This is a genomic window from Endozoicomonas numazuensis, from assembly GCF_000722635.1.
Lineage (GTDB): Bacteria > Pseudomonadota > Gammaproteobacteria > Pseudomonadales > Endozoicomonadaceae > Endozoicomonas_A > Endozoicomonas_A numazuensis.
The window spans coordinates 84338-103537 of the sequence record NZ_JOKH01000007.1 but is presented as its reverse complement, the minus strand read 5'-3'; the positions used below and the strand labels follow the sequence as shown (position 1 = coordinate 103537).

Below are 19200 nucleotides of genomic sequence, written 5' to 3'. Positions count from 1 at the left end.
CATGGCAAGTCCTTTACTCGAAATCAAAGACCTGGAAGTCCACTTTCATCAGAGTGGCAGTATCAGTCCAGCCGTTAAAAGTGCCAGCTTTGAACTCCATGCCGGGGAAACACTGGGACTGGTCGGAGAGTCCGGGTCCGGAAAGTCGATTTCAGCACTGAGTATCCTGCAACTATTACCCGAGAATGCCCGTCATAAAGGTGAAATAGTATTTGAAGGTAAAAACCTTCTGACTGCATCTGAAAAAGAGATAAGAGCGGTTCGGGGCAATCAGATCGGAATGATCTTTCAAGAACCAATGACTGCACTCAATCCACTTCACACGATAGAGAAGCAGATCTGTGAGGTATTAAGCCTGCATCTGGGACTGCGTCCACAACAGGCCAGTCAACGAGCATTGGAGTTACTTGAACTGGTCGGCATTCAGGAAGCCGCTAAAAAGTTACCTGCCTATCCACATGAACTGTCTGGTGGCCAAAGGCAGAGAGCCATGATTGCTATGGCACTGGCCTGCGAACCCAAAATACTGATCGCCGATGAACCGACAACAGCACTTGATGTAACGGTGCAAAGGCAAATACTGTCATTACTCAAAGAATTACAACAAAAATTCGGTATGGCTATTTTGTTCATTAGCCATGACCTCAACCTGATTCAACATGTTTCCCATCGAATCTGCGTAATGAAAGACGGAGAAATGGTTGAAACGGGCTCGACAAAAGATGTTTTTAATCATCCAAAACACCCATATACGATTGAACTGCTAAACGCGGAACCTTCCGGAGCTCCTGAGCCTGTTCCCTCTGCACAAAATAAAATCATCGAAGGGTCTGATATCAGGGTCTGGTTTCCGGTAAAAGCCGGATTCTTCCGAAAAACCGTAGACCATATTAAAGCAGTAACAGACGTATCAATCTCGGTATCAGAGGGTCAAACACTGGGGGTGGTAGGAGAATCAGGCTCAGGCAAAACAACACTGGGAATGGCACTCCTGAAACTGCAGGACAGTGAAGGTAAGATCTACTTTGAAGGTAATCCCCTGCACTCACTGAATCAAAAACAGTGTCGTCCTTACCGACGACAATTACAGGTTGTTTTTCAGGACCCCTACGGCAGCCTGAGCCCAAGAATGACTATTGCAGATATCATTGGTGAAGGCCTGGATATCCATCAACTGGCGAGCAACAATGAACGCGATGTCCTGATTATCAAAGCAATGGATGAAGTCGGCCTTGATCCACAATGGCGCCATCGATACCCCCATGAATTTTCCGGTGGTCAACGACAGCGCATTGCTATTGCCAGGGCGCTGGTCCTTAAACCAAAACTGATTATTCTTGATGAACCCACCTCAGCTCTGGACAGGACTGTCCAGTCTCAGGTGATAGAACTGTTGCGAAGCCTGCAAAAAAAATACAATCTCAGTTACATCTTTATCAGTCATGACCTCGCCGTGGTTAAAGCCATGAGTCATCGTATACTGGTCATGAAAGACGGTGAAATTGTTGAACAGGGTTCTACCGATCAGATTTTCCACCATCCCCAAACCGGGTATACCCGTGAGCTACTTGAAGCAGCCTTTGAGTAAAATGCTTCGAATAAAAAAACTGTAAAAATTTAACTTGAATTTCACGTTATTACACGCCATCTTCAATATGTCTTTTTTTAAGATACGCGAGGTAAAAAGTCAGTATGATTTAGTTTTTATAGTATTAACTTCACACGTTAACCAAACAGGAGGTAGCGGTTTTATTATTGTTAATATATGTACTGTAATCTGTTAATCCAGCCACTATAACTTTCCGAGAAAATCTTCTCACTCGTACCACTACAGACAAAATCTTTCATATTCTTTTTTTTATGGAATTGTGTAATGAACAAGCTTAAAACTGCAGAAATTGGCATTGACCAGACTCAGCAAGAGCATGTTTCAAAAAAATTGCTCGCTGTATACTGTGAACGTGAAGCCCTGATGAATTGCATAAGGGCGACGCAATGGAATACACAAGATGCCCGATCAGCTGAGTTCAATCAGCTGCTTGCAGCGTTCAACCCAGAGTCACAGTACCAGTCTCAGAGGCCCACAACATCTACCAGCAACCCGAACATACAGTCATTTGCACCTTCCAACCAGATTGCCGAAAGAATAAGCATTAACGGATACTCCGTACCTGCTGATTATGTTGACCTTAAAGAGCACAGCAAAATTAATGCGGCCATGAAAGGAACAACCGTTCACGAAAATACCACCCAACTGTCAGCTGCCTGTGAACAGTTCACTCGCACGACCCGTGAAGCCATAGAAACTGCACGACAAGCCAAAGATGAAGCCAGTGTCCAGGCACTGACTGATCAATTACGCCCAGCAGAACAATTGGCTACTCAATTGAAACGCTTTCAATAAACAGCCATGAGCGAAGAACAGCCATGAGCGAAGAACAGCCGTGAGCGAAGAGCAGCCATGAGCAAAGAGCAGCCATGAGCAAAGAGCAGCTATGAACGAAGGAAAAAAGTTTGCATCGCCGGTGTCAGTGGTAAAAATGGCAAAGCAAGCTCTTTTTCATAGTCAATAACTGGTACTTATGCATCAAGGGGCGGGTCACGGTTTTCCAACACCTAACCATAACCCGTCCTGTCAGAGCAGACAGAATCATCATAACTCAAGTCCAACCCAGCTATTCGATCGGAGCAATAGCGTTATGCCACTGTTTGAACATTATCAGCAAAGATACGCTTCAACACAGGGAGAAGAGTTCAGTATTCAAGAATATCTGGACCTTTGTAAGTCAGAACCCAAGACTTACGCCAGCGCACCAGAGAGGATGCTTATGGCTATCGGGGAGCCTGAGGTCATTGATACATCCCGCAACCAGAGATTAAGCCGGATCTTCTCAAACAAGCTGATCAAGCGGTACAAGGCATTCAATGAGTTTTATGGCATGGAAGAAGCTATTGAAAATATTGTCTCCTACTTTCAGTTTGCGGCCCAGGGCTTAGAGGAGAAGAAACAGATTCTCTATCTATTGGGGCCAGTTGGAGGCGGCAAATCATCCTTGGCAGAAAAACTCAAGGAATTGATCGAGAACATTCCTTTTTATGCCATAAAAGGATCCCCTGTCTTCGAATCGCCTCTAGGGTTGTTTGACCCTGAGTCGGATGGAAAGATTCTGATAGATGAATACGAAATACCTGCCCGTTACCTGAAATACACCATGTCACCCTGGGCGACCAAGCGGCTTGAAGAGTATAACGGTGACATTACTCAATTCAAGGTAGTGAAATTATATCCAAACCGGCTCAAGCAGATTGCCGTTGCCAAAACAGAACCCGGCGACGAGAACAATCAGGATATTTCCAGTCTGGTGGGTAAAGTAGATATACGTCAGCTGGAGGAATATTCTCAAGATGATGCCGATGCCTACAGTTTTTCAGGGGCTTTATGTAGAGCCAATCAGGGCATCATGGAATTTGTTGAGATGTTCAAGGCGCCTGTCAAGGTCTTACATCCTTTGTTGACAGCAACACAAGAAGGCAACTACAACAGCACTGAAGGCCTTGGGGCTATTCCCTATGAAGGCACTATTCTTGCCCACTCCAATGAATCCGAGTGGCAGACATTCAGAAACAACAAAACCAATGAAGCCTTTATCGATAGAGTCAATATTATCAAGATACCCTACTGCACACGATTGAGTGAAGAGGTCCGAATCTACGAAAAACTGCTAGAGCACAGCTCTCTTAACAATGCTCCCTGTGCGCCTGATACATTGAAGATGCTGGCGCAGTTCATTATTTTGTCCAGGATTGCTGAGCCGGAGAACTCCTCTATTTATTCCAAGATGCGGATCTATGACGGCGAAAACCTCAAAGACACCGACCCCAATGCCAAATCCCTTCAGGAATACAAGGATGCAGCCGGAGTTGACGAAGGCATGGAAGGATTATCGACCCGCTTTGCTTTCAAGATTCTATCCAAAGTCTTTAATTTTGATCCCACCGAGATAGCAGCTAACCCTGTTCATATGATGTATGTTCTTGAGCAACAGATTGAGCAGCAACAGTTCCCCGAAGAGCTAGAAGAGCGCTACATAGGCTTTATCAAAGAGTACCTGACGCCTAAATACGTGGAGTTTCTGGGTAAAGAAATCCAGACGGCTTACCTCGAATCCTACTCAGAATATGGCCAGAATATTTTTGATCGCTACATTACCTATGCAGACTTCTGGATTCAGGATCAGGAATTCAGAGATCCTGACACCGGGCAGATTCTGGACCGGAATGCACTGAATGAAGAACTGGAAAAAATTGAAAAACCGGCTGGCATTGCCAACCCCAAGGACTTTCGAAATGAAGTGGTCAACTTTGTACTGAGGGCCAGAGCTGATTTACAAGGTAAAAACCCCAGCTGGCTGAGCTATGAGAAGATGAGAGCTGTCATTGAGAAGAAAATGTTCTCCAATACCGAGGACCTTCTCCCTGTTATTTCATTTAATGCCAAGGCCTCCCACGATGACCAGAAAAAACATGCCGACTTCGTAGACCGCATGGTCCAGCATGGTTACACCGAAAAGCAGGTCAGACTGCTCTCTGAATGGTACATCAGGGTCAGAAAATCCCAGTAGTCTTTGCAAGGGACCGCCATGAGTATCATCATTGATCGACGTTTAAACAGCGGCAAAAAGAGTACGGTCAACCGTCAACGTTTCCTGAGACGGTACAAGAGCACCATCAAAGAATCTGTTCAGGAGCAAATCAACAACCGCTCAATTACTGATATGGAACAGGGTACAGATATCTCGATTCCCAGAAAGGATGTCTCAGAGCCCGTTTTTCATCATGGAGATAATGGACATCGACAGCGGGTTCATCCGGGTAACAAGGAGTTTCACTCCGGAGATCGATTCAACCGCCCCGAGGGTGGTCAGGGTCAGGGGCCGGGTAAAGGCGATGCGAGTAATCAGGGTTCCGGTATAGATGATTTTATCTTCCAGATCAATCGGGATGAGTTTCTGCAGTATCTTTTTGAAGATCTGGAGTTACCCAATCTGATCAAAAAAGAGCTCATGGACTCTACGGAATACTCCCTCAAAAGAGCAGGATTCACTACAGCAGGTTCACCTGACAGACTCAATGTTATTCGTTCACTGAGAGCCGCACATGCTCGAAGGATTGCCCTTTCTGGCAAGGAACGCCTGGTTATCCGAGAACTGAAACGAGAGCTCAGAGAGCTTGAAGTGCAACCGGGTCAGACTAACAGAGAGAAACAAGAACAGCTGCGTATTCAGATTACCGAACTCAATAAAAAACTCCGTCGACTACCATTTATCGATGACTTTGACCTGCGATTCAACAACCTGGTCAAAGTGCCTCAACCTTCCAGCAAGGCGGTTATGGTCTGCATCATGGATGTATCGGGTTCCATGACTCGAGAAATCAAGGACATCGCCAAACGTTTTTTCCTGCTGCTCTATTTGTTCCTTGAAAAAAACTATGAGGCCACCGAGGTGATCTTTATTCGCCATCACACTGAAGCCAGAGAATGCAATGAGCATGACTTTTTCTACTCTCAGGAGACCGGAGGAACCATTGTTTCTTCAGCACTGATACTCGCACACCAGATTATTAATGATCGCTACCCGCCGGAAAAATGGAATATCTACATGGCTCAGGCTTCTGATGGTGACAACTGGGACAGTGACAACCAGGCGTGTCACGACGCCATTACCCAAAAGCTGATTCCATTGGTGCAATATTTTGCCTATGTCGAAATTGCCAACAGGCATCAGAATCTCTGGCACACCTATAAAGATATAGAGCGGACTTACAAAGAACATTTTGCCCAACAACAGATTCATGATCAGAGTGATATCTACCCAGTCTTCCGACGTCTTTTTGAAAAGAAAGTGGATTAGCCATGACTCGCCAGTACCTCTCGACCGGCTCTGAATGGACCTTTGAATTACTTGACGTTTACGACAAGGCCATAGGCAATCTGGCAGAAAAGTTTGAGCTGGATACTTACCCGAATCAGATAGAAGTGATCAACTCTGAACAAATGATTGATGCCTATGCTGCGGTTGGCATGCCACTGATGTATCACCACTGGAGTTTCGGTAAAAAATTTTTGAACAATATGCAGAATTATCGCAGGGGGCGCATGGGATTAGCCTATGAAATCGTCATCAATTCAAATCCCTGTATTGCCTACCTTATGGAAGAAAATACCATGGCCATGCAGGCGCTGGTCATCGCACATGCCTGCTATGGTCATAATTCCTTTTTCAAAGGCAATTATCTCTTTCGTCAGTGGACCAGTGCTGACTCTATTATTGATTACCTTCTTTTTGCCAGACACTACATCCATCAGTGTGAAGAAAAATACGGTGTAGACGCCGTTGAAGAATTACTGGACGCATGCCACGCGCTGATGAACCAGGGCGTCAATCGGTATATGCGTCCTTCAGCGATCTCGGCAGAGATGGAAATAAATCAGGCAAAGGAAAGAGAAGAATATATCCAGAGAAACATCAACGATTTGTGGCGAACGATCCCATCCAAAAAAGATGGCCAGACTAAAGCAAAACGGCGATTTCCAGCTGAGCCAGAAGAGAATGTCCTGTATTTTATTGAGAAAAATGCACCTTTACTGAAAACCTGGCAACGGGAACTGATTCGGATAGTCCGGAAAATAGCCCAGTATTTCTATCCCCAGCGTCAGACACAGGTGATGAACGAAGGCTGGGCCAGTTTCTGGCATTTTACCTTGATGCATGAGCTCTATAACGAAGGTCTGATCAACGAAGGTTATATTCTGGAGTTTCTTCACTCTCACAGTAGCGTTGTATTTCAACCAGACTTTGATGACCCCCGCTATTCCGGTATCAATCCGTATACTCTGGGCTTCAATATTTACCGTGATTTACGTCGTATCTGTGAACACCCGGAAGAAGAGGACAAACTCTGGTTTCCGGATATTGCTGGCAGTGACTGGCTTAAAACGCTTCACCATGCCATGTCTCAATTCAAGGATGAAAGCTTCATATTGCAGTTTCTTTCACCCCGGGTGATGAGAGAGATGAAGCTTTTTTGCATGGATGACGATGACCGGGAACCTTATCTGGAAGTCAGCGCCATTCATGATGAGTCAGGATATAAGGCGCTCAGAGCTTCTCTGTCGAATCAGTATAATCTTGGCAACCAGGAACCTAATATCCAGGTGTATGATGTGGATGTAAGGGGCGATCGATCTCTTACTTTGATTCATACCATGCACAAAGGGCAAAACCTCGATGCTGATACAGCCATGGAGATTCTCAAACATCTGCACTTGTTATGGGGCTTTGACGTGAAGTTAAACTCGGTAGATAGCAGCGGTGAAATACAACACAGTTACTGCACTTCAGAAACTCACAAAGTCTCATAAAAAAAGCCCTCAACTGAGGGCTTTTTTACTCTTTACTGTTATTGAACAGGCAGAGTCTTGTGATGATTTCCGGTCATGTGCTGCAGAATACGATTGACCTGGCAGCTATAGCCAAACTCATTATCGTACCAGACATAAAGAACACAGCGGTTGCCGTCAACAATGGTCGCCTGACTATCAACGATACCGGCATTGCGGTTTCCGACAAAATCACTGGATACAACTTCCAGTGAGTTGACGTAATCAATCTGCTTTTTCAAACCAGAGTACAGTGCCATATCACGCAGATAACTGTTCAACTCTTCAACGCTAGTGTCCTTGGACAGGTTCAGATTGAGGATAGCCATGGACACATTCGGTGTAGGTACACGAATAGCATTACCGGTTAACTTACCTTTCAACTGAGGCAGAGCCTTTGAAACCGCTTTGGCTGCTCCGGTTTCGGTAATAACCATATTTAACGCTGCACTTCTGCCGCGACGTGAGCCTTTATGGTAGTTATCAATCAGATTCTGGTCGTTGGTGTAAGAATGCACGGTTTCAACATGACCATTCTCAACACCAAACTTGTCGCAAATGGCTTTCAGTACCGGAGTGATCGCATTGGTAGTACAGGAAGCCGCAGAGACAATTTGATCTTCATCATTAATGATGTCGTGGTTAACACCAAACACCACATTCTTCAGGTCACCCTTACCAGGTGCTGTCAGAAGTACTCTAGAGACGCCTTTGGACTGAAGGTGCAAACTCAGGCCTTCTTGATCACGCCATACACCCGTATTGTCTACGATGATGGCATCTTTAATGCCATAGTCTGTGTAATCAATGGAATCTGGAGAGCCAGCATAGATGAACTGGATAGCTACACCATTGGCATAGATGATATTGTTCTCTTCATCCACCGTAATAGTTCCACTGAAGGATCCATGTACGGAGTCACGTCTTAACAGGCTGGCACGTTTCTGAAGATCATTTTCCGCGCCACCCTTTCGTACAACTACCGCGCGCAGATTCAGACCAGAGCCACCTGCTCTTTCAACGAGAATACGCGCCATTAGACGGCCAATTCGGCCAAAACCATAAAGCACTACATCTTTATCTTCATGGTCATGTCCATTCTTGCCATCCACTAATTCAGAAACCTGACTGCGAACGTATTCTTCGAGTGTCTGACTACCTTCACTCTTTTCGTAACCAGAAGCCAGCTGTCCAATATCAATTCGACCTGGAGCCAGGTTCAGCTTACTGAGCAATTCTATAACAGGGAAAGTTTGACGTACGCACAGAGCAGAACCTTCTACCTGACGCACATACTTGTGAGACTTGAGGATATCAATCACAGAGCGATTAATGATTGAGCGGCCATAGATCGAGGTCACAACGTTATGTTCGCGATACAAACGGCCGATCAACGGAATCATGGATTCGGCTAAGGCTTCACGTTCTTTCCAGTCCTGAAAATGGTCTTTTCCCACGGTTCCAATCCTGTATTTTTATGAGCTCAAGGCTGTCAATTAGCTCAAGGCTGTCAATTAGCTCAAGGCTGTCAATTAGCTCAAGGCTGTTTACTTCTCTGATAGACTGCCTTCAAAAACACCCCTACGGCTGCTCAAGACGACATATGTCTATGGTTCCTATGCCCTTCGGCTTCAGGGGTATTATCCAGAGTTCACCCCTACTTGGCAACAAAGTACAACAAACTTTAACAACCCTTGTTCTAATTTACATGACCAGTGGAAAGCAAACGCTTGTTATCTAAGGATTTGATCTTCGTTAACTCTTGATAGCTACAGCCGTTAACGTGTCCAGAACCAGTCCAATTTTTCGCTTTTCTCCACTGTAATCAACGGCCAATGAGACTCGCCTTTTCTTCATAGCCGTTTTCAATAATCTGTTAACAGCAAAGCGCCGTATGATACCCCCGTTTTTTATGCGCACTCGTGGATTTTGTAATTCAACCCCTCTTCTTGACTGTGTCGTCTGTACTTCCAGCCCTACACTCATTGAGCCAATCAAGAGTCTCCAGAACCAGGAGATCTTGCCAAACAGTGTGTCGAGATTGGTTTGCAGTTCGAAGACAGCTTTAGGCATATTATTCTGGTCGAAAATAAAACTGGGATGAAGGCCTTCAGTAGATCGAAGTTCTTCAGTCGTAATGACTTCTATGTTCTCGACTGATATCTGAACCATATCTTGCTCAAAAAATGTCTTATCTTCAGCAACAGCACCATTAACCTGTATTGCCATGTCCGTATTAGATGAAGACTCAGCCATATCAAGAGACTCTTGATGCATCTCTGGCACAGTCGGAGGAATAGTTGTTGACTCTACTATGCTTCCACCCTCCAAAAATGATGCATCTGGAATATTCGGAAGTGATTCTTCAATTGATGATGAATCAATCACTGGAACAGATTGGATACTTTCAGTCTCGTTCTCGAGATCAACTTCTATGCCAGAATCCATTCCTGATGAAATGGAAATCGCTTCCTCATCTGGCAGACTGACCACTTTCGGTTCATCCGATATTGGAAGTGCTCCTTTGACTCCCATTACGCTCATGGCCAGAAAATGCATTAGTTTTTTGAACTCAGAACTATCGGGTTTGAGCAATTGACCCATTATTTGCTCATAGCTATCGGCTTTAACTTCTGTCCCCAACAACTGGCTGGATGATTGACTCAGTGCCTGCCTATCCACCTCATACTCATCACTGCAACACTCTTCTGTGCCGTCACGTGAGATGGAAACGTCTTCAATATTCAAGTGCAGCAATTCATTCAGCTTTGGGTCTTTAGCATGGGCATCAGTCCCGTTGTTAACGGCAGAGTTTTCCATCGATGGCCAGATTTCAGTCATCAACTCATTTAATTTCTGTAACCGTCGAACATCCAGTGGAAAATCAAGCTTCAGCGTATCTCTGACGAAAAGACCCAAAGGAGGCTCGATCTTGATTCTGAGCCCTTTCAATGTCACAGGCGTATCACGTGTTTCTGAAGTCAGATCATTCTCAAAAGACAGTCGGGCTTTCATTTCAGGAATTGATATTGTCAAAATGCCTGCTTCATCCAAATCAACACTGGAAATACTCACCTCCAACCCTTCTATATCAAGATGAGCCATCGCACCCAGGGGAATTCTCTGTAAAGGACATTTTAAAGTCACCGGATTGGCATCAGAGGTGCTATTTACTGCCTCGCGCAGGGCCAGAAGTACATTACTCAGGTTCGTATAACCTTCCACCCACTCATTACGCTCACTCTTTCGCCACTTTTCATTCACCCGCATTCGCTTTTCAAGCCCATCTCTGGCATTTGCATATTGCCCAAGTGATTCTTGAGCCCTGGCCAACTCACCTTTCAGCTGAATCACACTTTCATTCAGTGATTCTCTCAAGACCACCTTGTCACCGCTTAAAAGATTGATGTCAGCTTCCATCGACTTGATTAAGCCACCGAGTCTATCCATTTTCATTTCTCTTCTTTGAGTTTCAAGACTCAAAGTGGCACTGCCAGCCTTTATACCTGCCTGCAATTTATCATCAGCCATATCCTTATAACTGCTGACAACAGGATTGAGCAGATTCAGAATAATCTCGACTCCCTGTCTGCTAAGGATGCTTTGAATCCTTCCAGATTCTTCATCATCAATGTTGAGTGCAGACACTTCAAAATCAATGTAGTCACGAATATCCGGCTTTTTACCATTAAGATGACCCAAAGCTTTTTGCGCTTTTTTCTCAAAGTCTGCGGTCATACCCTTCAAGCAGAAGGGAAGCCTAACCAGTGAACATTGCATCAGCTGATCGATCAACTCAGCCAGTGGCTCCTTTACCGTGACCTTCAGCCCACCCTGAAATCGGACAGGTCCTGTGACATTTCCACATTGGTCCAGAGCTGTACACTTTGCACTGCATTCAGCAACATTCAACGTGACAGAGCCATCCTCATTTCTCTGGAATCGCTCAATAGCGACACTCATATCCTGCAGTGAAACCGAGTAATGCCCCTGATCTTCTATTTTCAGGTCACCCAGATTCATCACTCTCACTTCACTCTTAGAAGCTGAATCCGGATCTGGCTGATAGACATTTCTCAGACCGCCTATGACTTTAGCACCCGCATGCACTCCCTCTTTTATCAGAGTTCTCATCTGTTTCGTTTGGTGATCAAACTGATCCAGCTGGCTACGACGGAGATCTTGCTGAGCCCCATACCAGGACTCTGTTGCTTCAAGCTCTATCAGCTCTCGATGCAAAGAGTCGGCTGATTCGTACAGTTCCATGTACTCCTTTAACTGCTTTGAACTCATACTGCCACTTAGAGATGACCTAAGTACTCCCAGCTTTTTATTGACTCGACTCAACTCTTTAACGGCAACCGGTTTTCTTTTTATTCCCTGTGAATGCTTTGCTTTTAAGGCATCAATATCTTTCTTTAAAGAACCCCGCGCTTTTCTGGCTGATACATCCATTCCAGCTAAAGCCATTGGCGTCAGTACGCTTGCGATGGTGCTCACTGCACCGCAAGACAATGATTTAGGTTTAATCCCACGTTGCTTTAAGGTTTGAAAAGTGCTTTCTGAAGAGGTCCGGGTGATACTGTTCATCAGCCCCTGCTTTTCAGAGACTTCCCTGTGATGATGGCTGCCTTCTTCTGGCTTGATAACGTTTGCTGGAGAAGATGCAAGATTCGACCTTCCTGCGCTTCCTGTAGGCTCCGTCTGCATAGATTTCCATAATTGTATAGCTGTTTTAATAACTATAGGAAAGAGGTCGTACACTTAGGGAACTAGCAGGGTCAAATTCATTGACCTGAAAGGGTTGTTTTGCCAGTCAAATATGAGCAGTTACCTTTTCTATAGTGGTGAGAACCTTCCCGTTGAGTAATAACAGTCTGTGTTGCTGGAGCGGAAGATCCGGTTTGGCTGGGGACTGAATGGGCATTTATTGATTTAAAATAGCGATTCCTAATATCACTATATGACAATCAAGATGAGAGAGCCGCAATAAGGCTATTTCATGGTATATAACCTCCTGAACAGCTACAATGGCCGGTCTAGCGTATCCAGGACAAGTCACCTTTCATGTCGCAGGCCAACTTGAACTCACCATCTTTCAAGCTTCCAGAAACTTCGGGGCATAAAACCTTCTGGGGGCAGTTGAGTCAATCAACCAGCTCTTATGCCATCGCCAGTGCAGCCCGATCTACACGTCGTCCTCTACTGGTCATTACTCCTGATTCAGCCCAGGCCAATGCGCTTGAAGAAGAGCTGGGTTTCTTTCTGGAGGGTGACCATTCAACCCGGATTCTGCACTTCCCCGACTGGGAGATCCTGCCCTATGATGCTTTTTCTCCCCATCAGGATATTATTTCCCAGCGACTGGAAACACTGTATCGCCTGCCCCGCAGTGAAAAAACCATTCTGATTATTTCTGTCTCTACCTTGCTGCATCGACTGTGTCCCAGAGAATACCTGGAATCTAACTGCCTGGTCCTGAAGCGGGGAGAAACCTTCGTTCTGGAACATAAAAGGCAGCAACTGGAACAGGCTGGTTACCGCTGTGTTGACACTGTGTTAGAACACGGCGAGTTTGCTATTCGGGGATCGCTCATGGATATTTTCCCCATGGGCTCTGACACACCTTTTCGTATCGATCTGTTTGATAATGAAATAGATACTCTGCGAGTCTTTGACCCTGAAAGTCAGCGATCCATCGATCAGGTTGATCACATTGAGCTGCTTCCAGGTCATGAATTCCCTATGGATAAGGCATCCAGGGATCGTTTTCGCAGCCTGTTCAGAGAAGCTTTCGACGTTGATCACCGAGAGTGCCCTGTATACCAGGACATTGGTCAGGGACTGGCAAGCCCGGGAATTGAGTATTACCTGCCTCTGTTTTTTGAACAGACCGCCACTCTGTTTGATCATCTGTCTACTGAAACAACCATCATTCAGTGTGAGGGGGTGCAAGACGCTATTGAACAGTTCTGGCAGGACATAAACGACCGTTATGAGAACCGAAAGGTGGACCCTAACCGTCCGTTACTGCCACCTGCTCAGGTACTGATGCCTTCAGAAGAAATCAATCGCGCCCTCAAGCAGTATCCTCGCATTTTACTCTGTGCTGAAAGAGCAGAAACAGCTGGTAGCTTTAACCTTGATCATCAGCCATTACCCGAACTGACCCTTAATGCTCGTGCCGACCATCCTTTGCAACCTCTGGAAAACCTGATTGAGTCCGGTTCAAGAATCCTTCTGGTTGCCGAAAGCGCCGGTCGCAGAGAAGTTCTGCTGGAAATGCTGGCTCAGTCCAATATTCGCCCGGATATCTTTAACAGCTGGGACATTTTCCTGAGCAGAAAAGAGTCGATGGGGATTACCGTTGGGACTTTGGCATCAGGGTTCATTCTCAAAGAACAGAATATAGCCCTGATTCCTGAGTCATTGCTGCTAGGCCAGAGGGTCATGCAGCGGCGCCGACGTAAGGGGACTACAGAAGCAGAAACCGATCAAACCATTCGCAACCTGACCGAACTGAGAGAAGGGGCACCTGTGGTCCATATTGACCATGGGGTGGGACGTTATCGCGGCCTGCAAACCTTATCTGTTGATGATCAGGAAACCGAGTTTCTGACGCTTGAATACGCCAACGAAGCCAAACTCTATATTCCGGTAGCTTCTCTCCATCTGATTGCCCGATACACCGGTACAGATGATGAATTGGCTCCCCTGCACCGCCTGGGCAGTGAGCAATGGACCAAAGCCCGCCGTAAAGCTGCCGAAAAAGCGCGGGATGCAGCAGCAGAGCTGCTGGATATCTATGCTCGAAGGGAAGCACGAGAAGGCTTTGCCTTTTCAGCACCCGATCAACAATATCATGCTTTCAGCGCAGGCTTTCCTTTTGAAGAAACACCTGACCAGCAACAGGCCATTATCAATGTCATAAAAGATATGTCTGAAGGCAAGCCGATGGATCGACTGGTTTGCGGAGATGTCGGTTTTGGTAAAACAGAAGTCGCTATGCGAGCTGCCTTCCTTGCTGTGCAAAGCGGTAAGCAGGTAGGTATTCTTGTACCCACTACCCTTCTGGCTCAGCAGCATTATGAAAGCTTTCGTGATCGCTTTGCAGACTGGCCCATCGAAATTGACGTAGCGTCGCGCTTTAAATCAACGAAACAGGTTCAGTCGCTCAAGGAAAAAACAGCAAAGGGCAGACTGGATATCATCATTGGTACCCATAAATTGATTCAGGGAGATTTTAAGTTCAAAAACCTCGGCCTGCTGATTATTGATGAAGAGCACCGCTTTGGAGTCAGGCATAAAGAAATGTTGAAATCAATGCGTTCCGAGGTCGACATCCTGACTTTGACGGCCACCCCTATCCCCCGGACATTGAACATGGCGATGTCAGGCATTCGCGATCTTTCCATTATTGCTACACCACCCGCACGTCGCTTATCGGTTAAAACCTTTGTTCGACAAAGTGACAAACTGCTGGTGAAAGAAGCCATTCTCCGAGAGTTATTACGAGGGGGGCAGGTTTATTACCTTCACAATGAAGTGTCCAGTATCGACAAGGCGGCAGCAGATCTGCAAGAGCTCATTCCTGAAGCACGAATCGCAGTAGGTCACGGACAGATGCGGGAACGAGAGTTGGAACAGGTTATGTCAGACTTCTATCATAAACGACATAATATTCTTATCTGCACCACCATCATTGAAACCGGCATTGATATACCGAACGCTAATACCATTATTATCAATCGTTCAGACAAATTCGGTCTGGCTCAGTTACACCAGTTGAGAGGCCGGGTGGGTCGCTCCCATCATCAGGCTTATGCCTACTTATTGACTCCGCCACCCAAATCGATGACCAAAGACGCCCTGAAAAGACTGGAAGCCATTGCCGAAGCTCAGGATCTGGGCGCCGGATTTATGCTGGCGTCCAACGATCTTGAGATTCGAGGTGCGGGTGAACTGCTCGGTGAAGACCAGAGTGGCCAGATTCAAAATGTAGGCTTCACACTCTATACCGAGATGCTTGAGAAAGCTGTAGAGGCCATTCGTAAGGGTGAAACACCTGATCTGGATAAGCCTCTACAACAAGGCAGCGATGTTAACCTTCGACTACCGGCATTGCTGCCAGAAGACTATATCCATGACGTCCATAACCGACTGATTCTCTACAAGCGCATTGCCGCCGCTAAAAACGATGAGGATCTTAAGAATCTTCAGGTTGAACTGATTGATCGCTTTGGGCTGCTACCGGAACAGACCAAAAACCTGTTCCGCCAAACTCGTCTCAGGTTAAAAGCCGAAAAAATGGGTATTATCAAGATCGACGCAGGTGCAGGCAGCGCCCGAATAGAGTTCAACAGTCAGCCTGATATTGATCCCATAGCTATTATTCAGCTGATTCAGTCTGAGCCACACCTATACAGACTGGAAGGCAGCAGCGTGTTGAAGTACAGTGGCTCCATGGAAAAAGCCGAAGCACGATTCAAGCTCCTGGAGCAATTAATGGATCGACTGGCCGCATAATCAACTGTGAGCGAAGAAACAGTCTTTCAAGTTCAGGGCTCTGGAGCCCTGGACTCATGAAACTGTTGAAAAAACTGCATGATCGTACTTTCAAAGACCACCACTCAGAGACCTCAAAAACCACAGGTAACGGTGGATCATACTGATGACCAGCGAGGAGCTGAATTGAGCAGGGATTTTATGAACAGCCTTGAGCCAATCAAAACGAGCGTTGAGCAAAAAGCATCCTTTACCAGACTTCAGAGAGTCCTGGCTACCCTGCTCCTGAGTACAGCCCCCATGGTCGTTTTGGCCAATACCGATGGCAAGGCTGGCACTCAAAAGAATGATACACGATGGTACCAGGCAGACATGATTGTCTTTCTGAATGAACAAAGTATGAATGGCAGTGAGAAATGGCCTGACATTGGTGCCCACCCATTGCCTGCTAACACCATCAAACTCAAACCCTATGATGCTTCGACTGGCAACAGTGCAAAGTATTCAGACCTGACAAACTTTCTTGATCAACCTGAAAAGAAGTCAGCGATTGATCTGGAAAGGGATGCTTTTGTTTCACTGCCCTACCCATCTCAGCTATTGCAGAAAGAAGGTAGCACTTTATCAAGAAATGGAAGCTACCGGATACTGGAGCAAAAAGCATGGCTGATGCCCATTAAAGAGGGTGAGAGTACCCTGCCAATAAGAATTCGCAGCTATAACACCCAGAGCAAAATGCCCAGCATGCTGGAAGGTACTGTTACTGTGAGTTCCAGCCGTTTTTTACACGTGAATGTGGATTTCTGGTACAGCGAGCTGTCCTGGGAAGGTCTGGCCAAAAACATGGGAAGCTTCCAGAATTCAGCATCTCAAATGGAGCCAACCCTTGATAAGGAAGTGCAACTGGTGTCAACACCGGGTGGACAGCCTATGAGAATCTCTCGCAACTTCCAGCTGCAGGAAAGTCGTAGAATCAGAAACAGTAAAGAAGTCCAGTATCTGGACAGCCCGGTGATTGGCGTTTTGTTTAAGCTGACACCCTATGAGAGACCCGATAAACAACTTCTGCCAGAAATGGGAACAGAGCAGGATAAAAGCCCTGAGCTGGGTATTCTTCCGGGAATTGTTGATCAGAAAGGCAGCTGATTCGAGATCAATGAGCTACCGATACTCCGATAGCTGATCTTCTTAGTCAAAAACAAGATATGAAAAAAGAGCTCTCAGTGCCGAAGCTCTTTTTTCATAGTAAAACTGTTCTTGCCCTGGTCTGACTCATAGGAAACCTGATCCATCAGTTTGTTCACAATGTGTAGACCACGCCCGCTGCATAGCCAGGTTTCCGGATATTCCGGATCAACAGCCACTTCGGCTTTATCCTGAATAACCTCATCAGGAATACTCTGCCCCCAGTCACTGACGGCAATATTCATCATGGTTTTGTCGAGATCGACGCAAATCTCCACCGGATAACCTGCCTTATTTTCATAAGCGTGCTCAATGGCATTATTAACGATCTCTACCAGACACAGCTCTAACCGGTTAATCTCCACAGGAGACAAGGTAGTCATGGCACAGACACCCCGGACGGCCATCGCAACCAGGGTTGTGTTGGATAACTGGCTATCTATTTCCAGTTTCAATAGCTGCGACATGTCAGTCCCCTTTCACGGCCTCATCGACGGAATCATGGAGCTTGAACAATTTATCCATGGACGTAAGATCAAACAGATCTTTCACCGCAGGCTGCGCCGAAGCAAGACTGAAAGAACCATTACCCGACAGTTTCTTGAGTCCTGCAACCAGTGCACCCAACCCGCTGCTATCCATAAAGCGGACTGCAGCCAGATCAACAACGATTTCAGATTTACCCTCTTCAATCAGATCAAACACATAAGTTTTAAATGCTTCAGCAATGGATGCATCAAAACGGGACTCATCAATCTTAACCACCGTATAGTGGCCTTCATCGTGGTGTTCAAACGCCATGCCTTCCTCCTGGCTCTTAGGGTTTCCATTCCAGTAACAGGTAGGTCACATCGTCATCGAAACGGTCAAGCTCACTCCAGTCTCTGACATTTTTCTCTACCTGGTCAATAACTGATTTTAAATCATCATTCAAAGTATCCATCAAACATTGCAGTAATCGTGATTCACCGAACTGCTCACCTTCTGTGTTTTCACACTCAGTCACCCCGTCGGAATAGAGGAACAGACGATCACCTGGCTGAAACTGAAGAGTACAGGAGGTGTAATCCATATCCGGCATCATACCAATAGGCACACCACCACCCGCTACAGGCTCTACAGAAGCTTTTTCACGACGAATCCACAGTGGTGGTGGATGACCTGCCTGAGAGACTGTCACCTCACCTGATCGACTATTGATATGACCGTAAGCAATAGTGAAATAAAGCATTGACTCAGGTGTTACCTGAAACCGCTTGTTGAGTGAGGCCAGTACCTTTTCCGGAGCCCTTACTTTGTAGAAAGGCTCCTGATCACTCTTCTCTTTGACAATTGATCCCCTGCCCGAAGATTCTGAAAGAATATTATTCAGGGTAAAAGAGAAGAGCGCTGAAGGAATGCCATGTCCGGCTACATCCAACTGATAAAAACTGAGAGTCTCACCGTCAATCGCCTGATAACCGAACATATCGCCACCCAGAATCTTACTGGGTTTAAAAAACCAGTCGAACGACACATGCTGAATAGTTGCAGGTTGAGCCAGCAGAACTTCCTGTGCTTTTGCTGCCGATTCTAGATCCTTCTCAACCGTCTCAATAGCCTGTACCAGCTGCTGCTTTTGTTGCTCCAGCTGCTTTTCGAGTTCGATGATACGAATACCCGCCTTAAGACGGGCTGCCAGTTCATCAAAATTGACCGGCTTGGCCAGAAAATCATCTGCACCATGATTCATGCCCTCTACAACAGCTTCATGATCCGTATTACCTGTAAGAAGAATGAAATAAATATACCGTCCAAGATCGCTTTTTCTGGTTTCTTTGAGCAGTTCGAGGCCATCCATCTCCGGCATCATCCAGTCACTGATGATGATCCTGACTTCCTGATGCTCCTGCAGAATGGCCAGCGCTTCTTTTCCATTTTCCGCTTCCAGCACTTTATGGCCCTGCTTTTTGAGTACGACAGAAAGCATTAAACGCTGATCTCGGGCATCTTCAACAATAAGAATATTCATGTAGGCTTTATCGGCCTGCTCCCATCGGTTCTTAAATAGGCATTATCAAGCATCCATT

General features: G+C 46.0%; 12 protein-coding genes. 7 read left to right on the top strand and 5 right to left on the bottom strand.

Annotation, left to right across the window (positions count from 1 at the left end):
- Position 1 precedes the first annotated feature (1 nt).
- The 5 genes from GZ78_RS22640 to GZ78_RS22620 all read left to right on the top strand — a co-directional run bounded on the left by GZ78_RS22640 (position 2) and on the right by GZ78_RS22620 (position 7423).
- Positions 2 to 1588 (top strand): ABC transporter ATP-binding protein, encoded by a 1587-nt coding sequence (locus GZ78_RS22640; protein ID WP_034841357.1) that lies wholly within the window; start codon positions 2 to 4, stop codon positions 1586 to 1588.
- A 285-nt stretch (positions 1589 to 1873) separates the two neighbouring features.
- The gene (locus GZ78_RS22635) at positions 1874 to 2404 is read left to right on the top strand and encodes a ferritin-like domain-containing protein (protein WP_034841354.1); all 531 of its coding nucleotides are present in this window, start codon (positions 1874 to 1876) and stop codon (positions 2402 to 2404) included.
- A gap of 295 nt (positions 2405 to 2699) precedes the next feature.
- Positions 2700 to 4622: a PrkA family serine protein kinase gene (locus tag GZ78_RS22630; RefSeq protein ID WP_034841351.1), complete on the top strand. Its 1923-nt coding sequence runs from the start codon at positions 2700 to 2702 to the stop codon at positions 4620 to 4622.
- Between the two features lie 18 nt (positions 4623 to 4640).
- Positions 4641 to 5912: a YeaH/YhbH family protein gene (locus tag GZ78_RS22625; protein WP_034841349.1), complete on the top strand. Its 1272-nt coding sequence runs from the start codon at positions 4641 to 4643 to the stop codon at positions 5910 to 5912.
- Between the two features lie 2 nt (positions 5913 to 5914).
- The gene (locus GZ78_RS22620; protein WP_034841346.1) at positions 5915 to 7423 is read left to right on the top strand and encodes a SpoVR family protein; all 1509 of its coding nucleotides are present in this window, start codon (positions 5915 to 5917) and stop codon (positions 7421 to 7423) included.
- 38 nt (positions 7424 to 7461) lie between these two features.
- Here the strand turns inward: GZ78_RS22620 and GZ78_RS22615 are convergent, their stop codons facing one another.
- Complete coding sequence (locus GZ78_RS22615) at positions 7462 to 8898, bottom strand: glyceraldehyde-3-phosphate dehydrogenase (RefSeq protein ID WP_081870002.1); 1437 nt, start codon at positions 8896 to 8898, stop codon at positions 7462 to 7464.
- Between the two features lie 298 nt (positions 8899 to 9196).
- On the bottom strand, positions 9197 to 12151 hold the full coding sequence (locus GZ78_RS22610) for a hypothetical protein (RefSeq protein WP_034841341.1): 2955 nt from the start codon (positions 12149 to 12151) through the stop codon (positions 9197 to 9199).
- A 357-nt stretch (positions 12152 to 12508) separates the two neighbouring features.
- Here GZ78_RS22610 and mfd point away from each other — a divergent pair, with 357 nt between their 5' ends.
- Together mfd and GZ78_RS22600 are read left to right on the top strand one after the other, a co-directional pair.
- Positions 12509 to 15967: a transcription-repair coupling factor gene (gene mfd, locus GZ78_RS22605; RefSeq protein WP_034841339.1), complete on the top strand. Its 3459-nt coding sequence runs from the start codon at positions 12509 to 12511 to the stop codon at positions 15965 to 15967.
- Between the two features lie 78 nt (positions 15968 to 16045).
- On the top strand, positions 16046 to 17092 hold the full coding sequence (locus tag GZ78_RS22600; RefSeq protein WP_034841337.1) for a CsiV family protein: 1047 nt from the start codon (positions 16046 to 16048) through the stop codon (positions 17090 to 17092).
- 74 nt (positions 17093 to 17166) lie between these two features.
- Here GZ78_RS22600 and GZ78_RS22595 read toward each other — a convergent pair whose 3' ends face one another.
- From GZ78_RS22595 to GZ78_RS22585, 3 genes are read right to left on the bottom strand one after another with little or no spacing between them, the layout of a single operon-like run.
- Complete coding sequence (locus GZ78_RS22595) at positions 17167 to 17598, bottom strand: ATP-binding protein (RefSeq protein ID WP_051786471.1); 432 nt, start codon at positions 17596 to 17598, stop codon at positions 17167 to 17169.
- 1 nt (position 17599) lies between these two features.
- A complete protein-coding gene (locus GZ78_RS22590; protein ID WP_034841335.1) occupies positions 17600 to 17932 on the bottom strand; it encodes an STAS domain-containing protein in 333 nt (110 codons plus the stop codon).
- Positions 17933 to 17948: 16 nt separating this feature from the next.
- Positions 17949 to 19142 (bottom strand): PP2C family protein-serine/threonine phosphatase, encoded by a 1194-nt coding sequence (locus GZ78_RS22585; RefSeq protein WP_034841332.1) that lies wholly within the window; start codon positions 19140 to 19142, stop codon positions 17949 to 17951.
- Positions 19143 to 19200 lie beyond the last annotated feature (58 nt).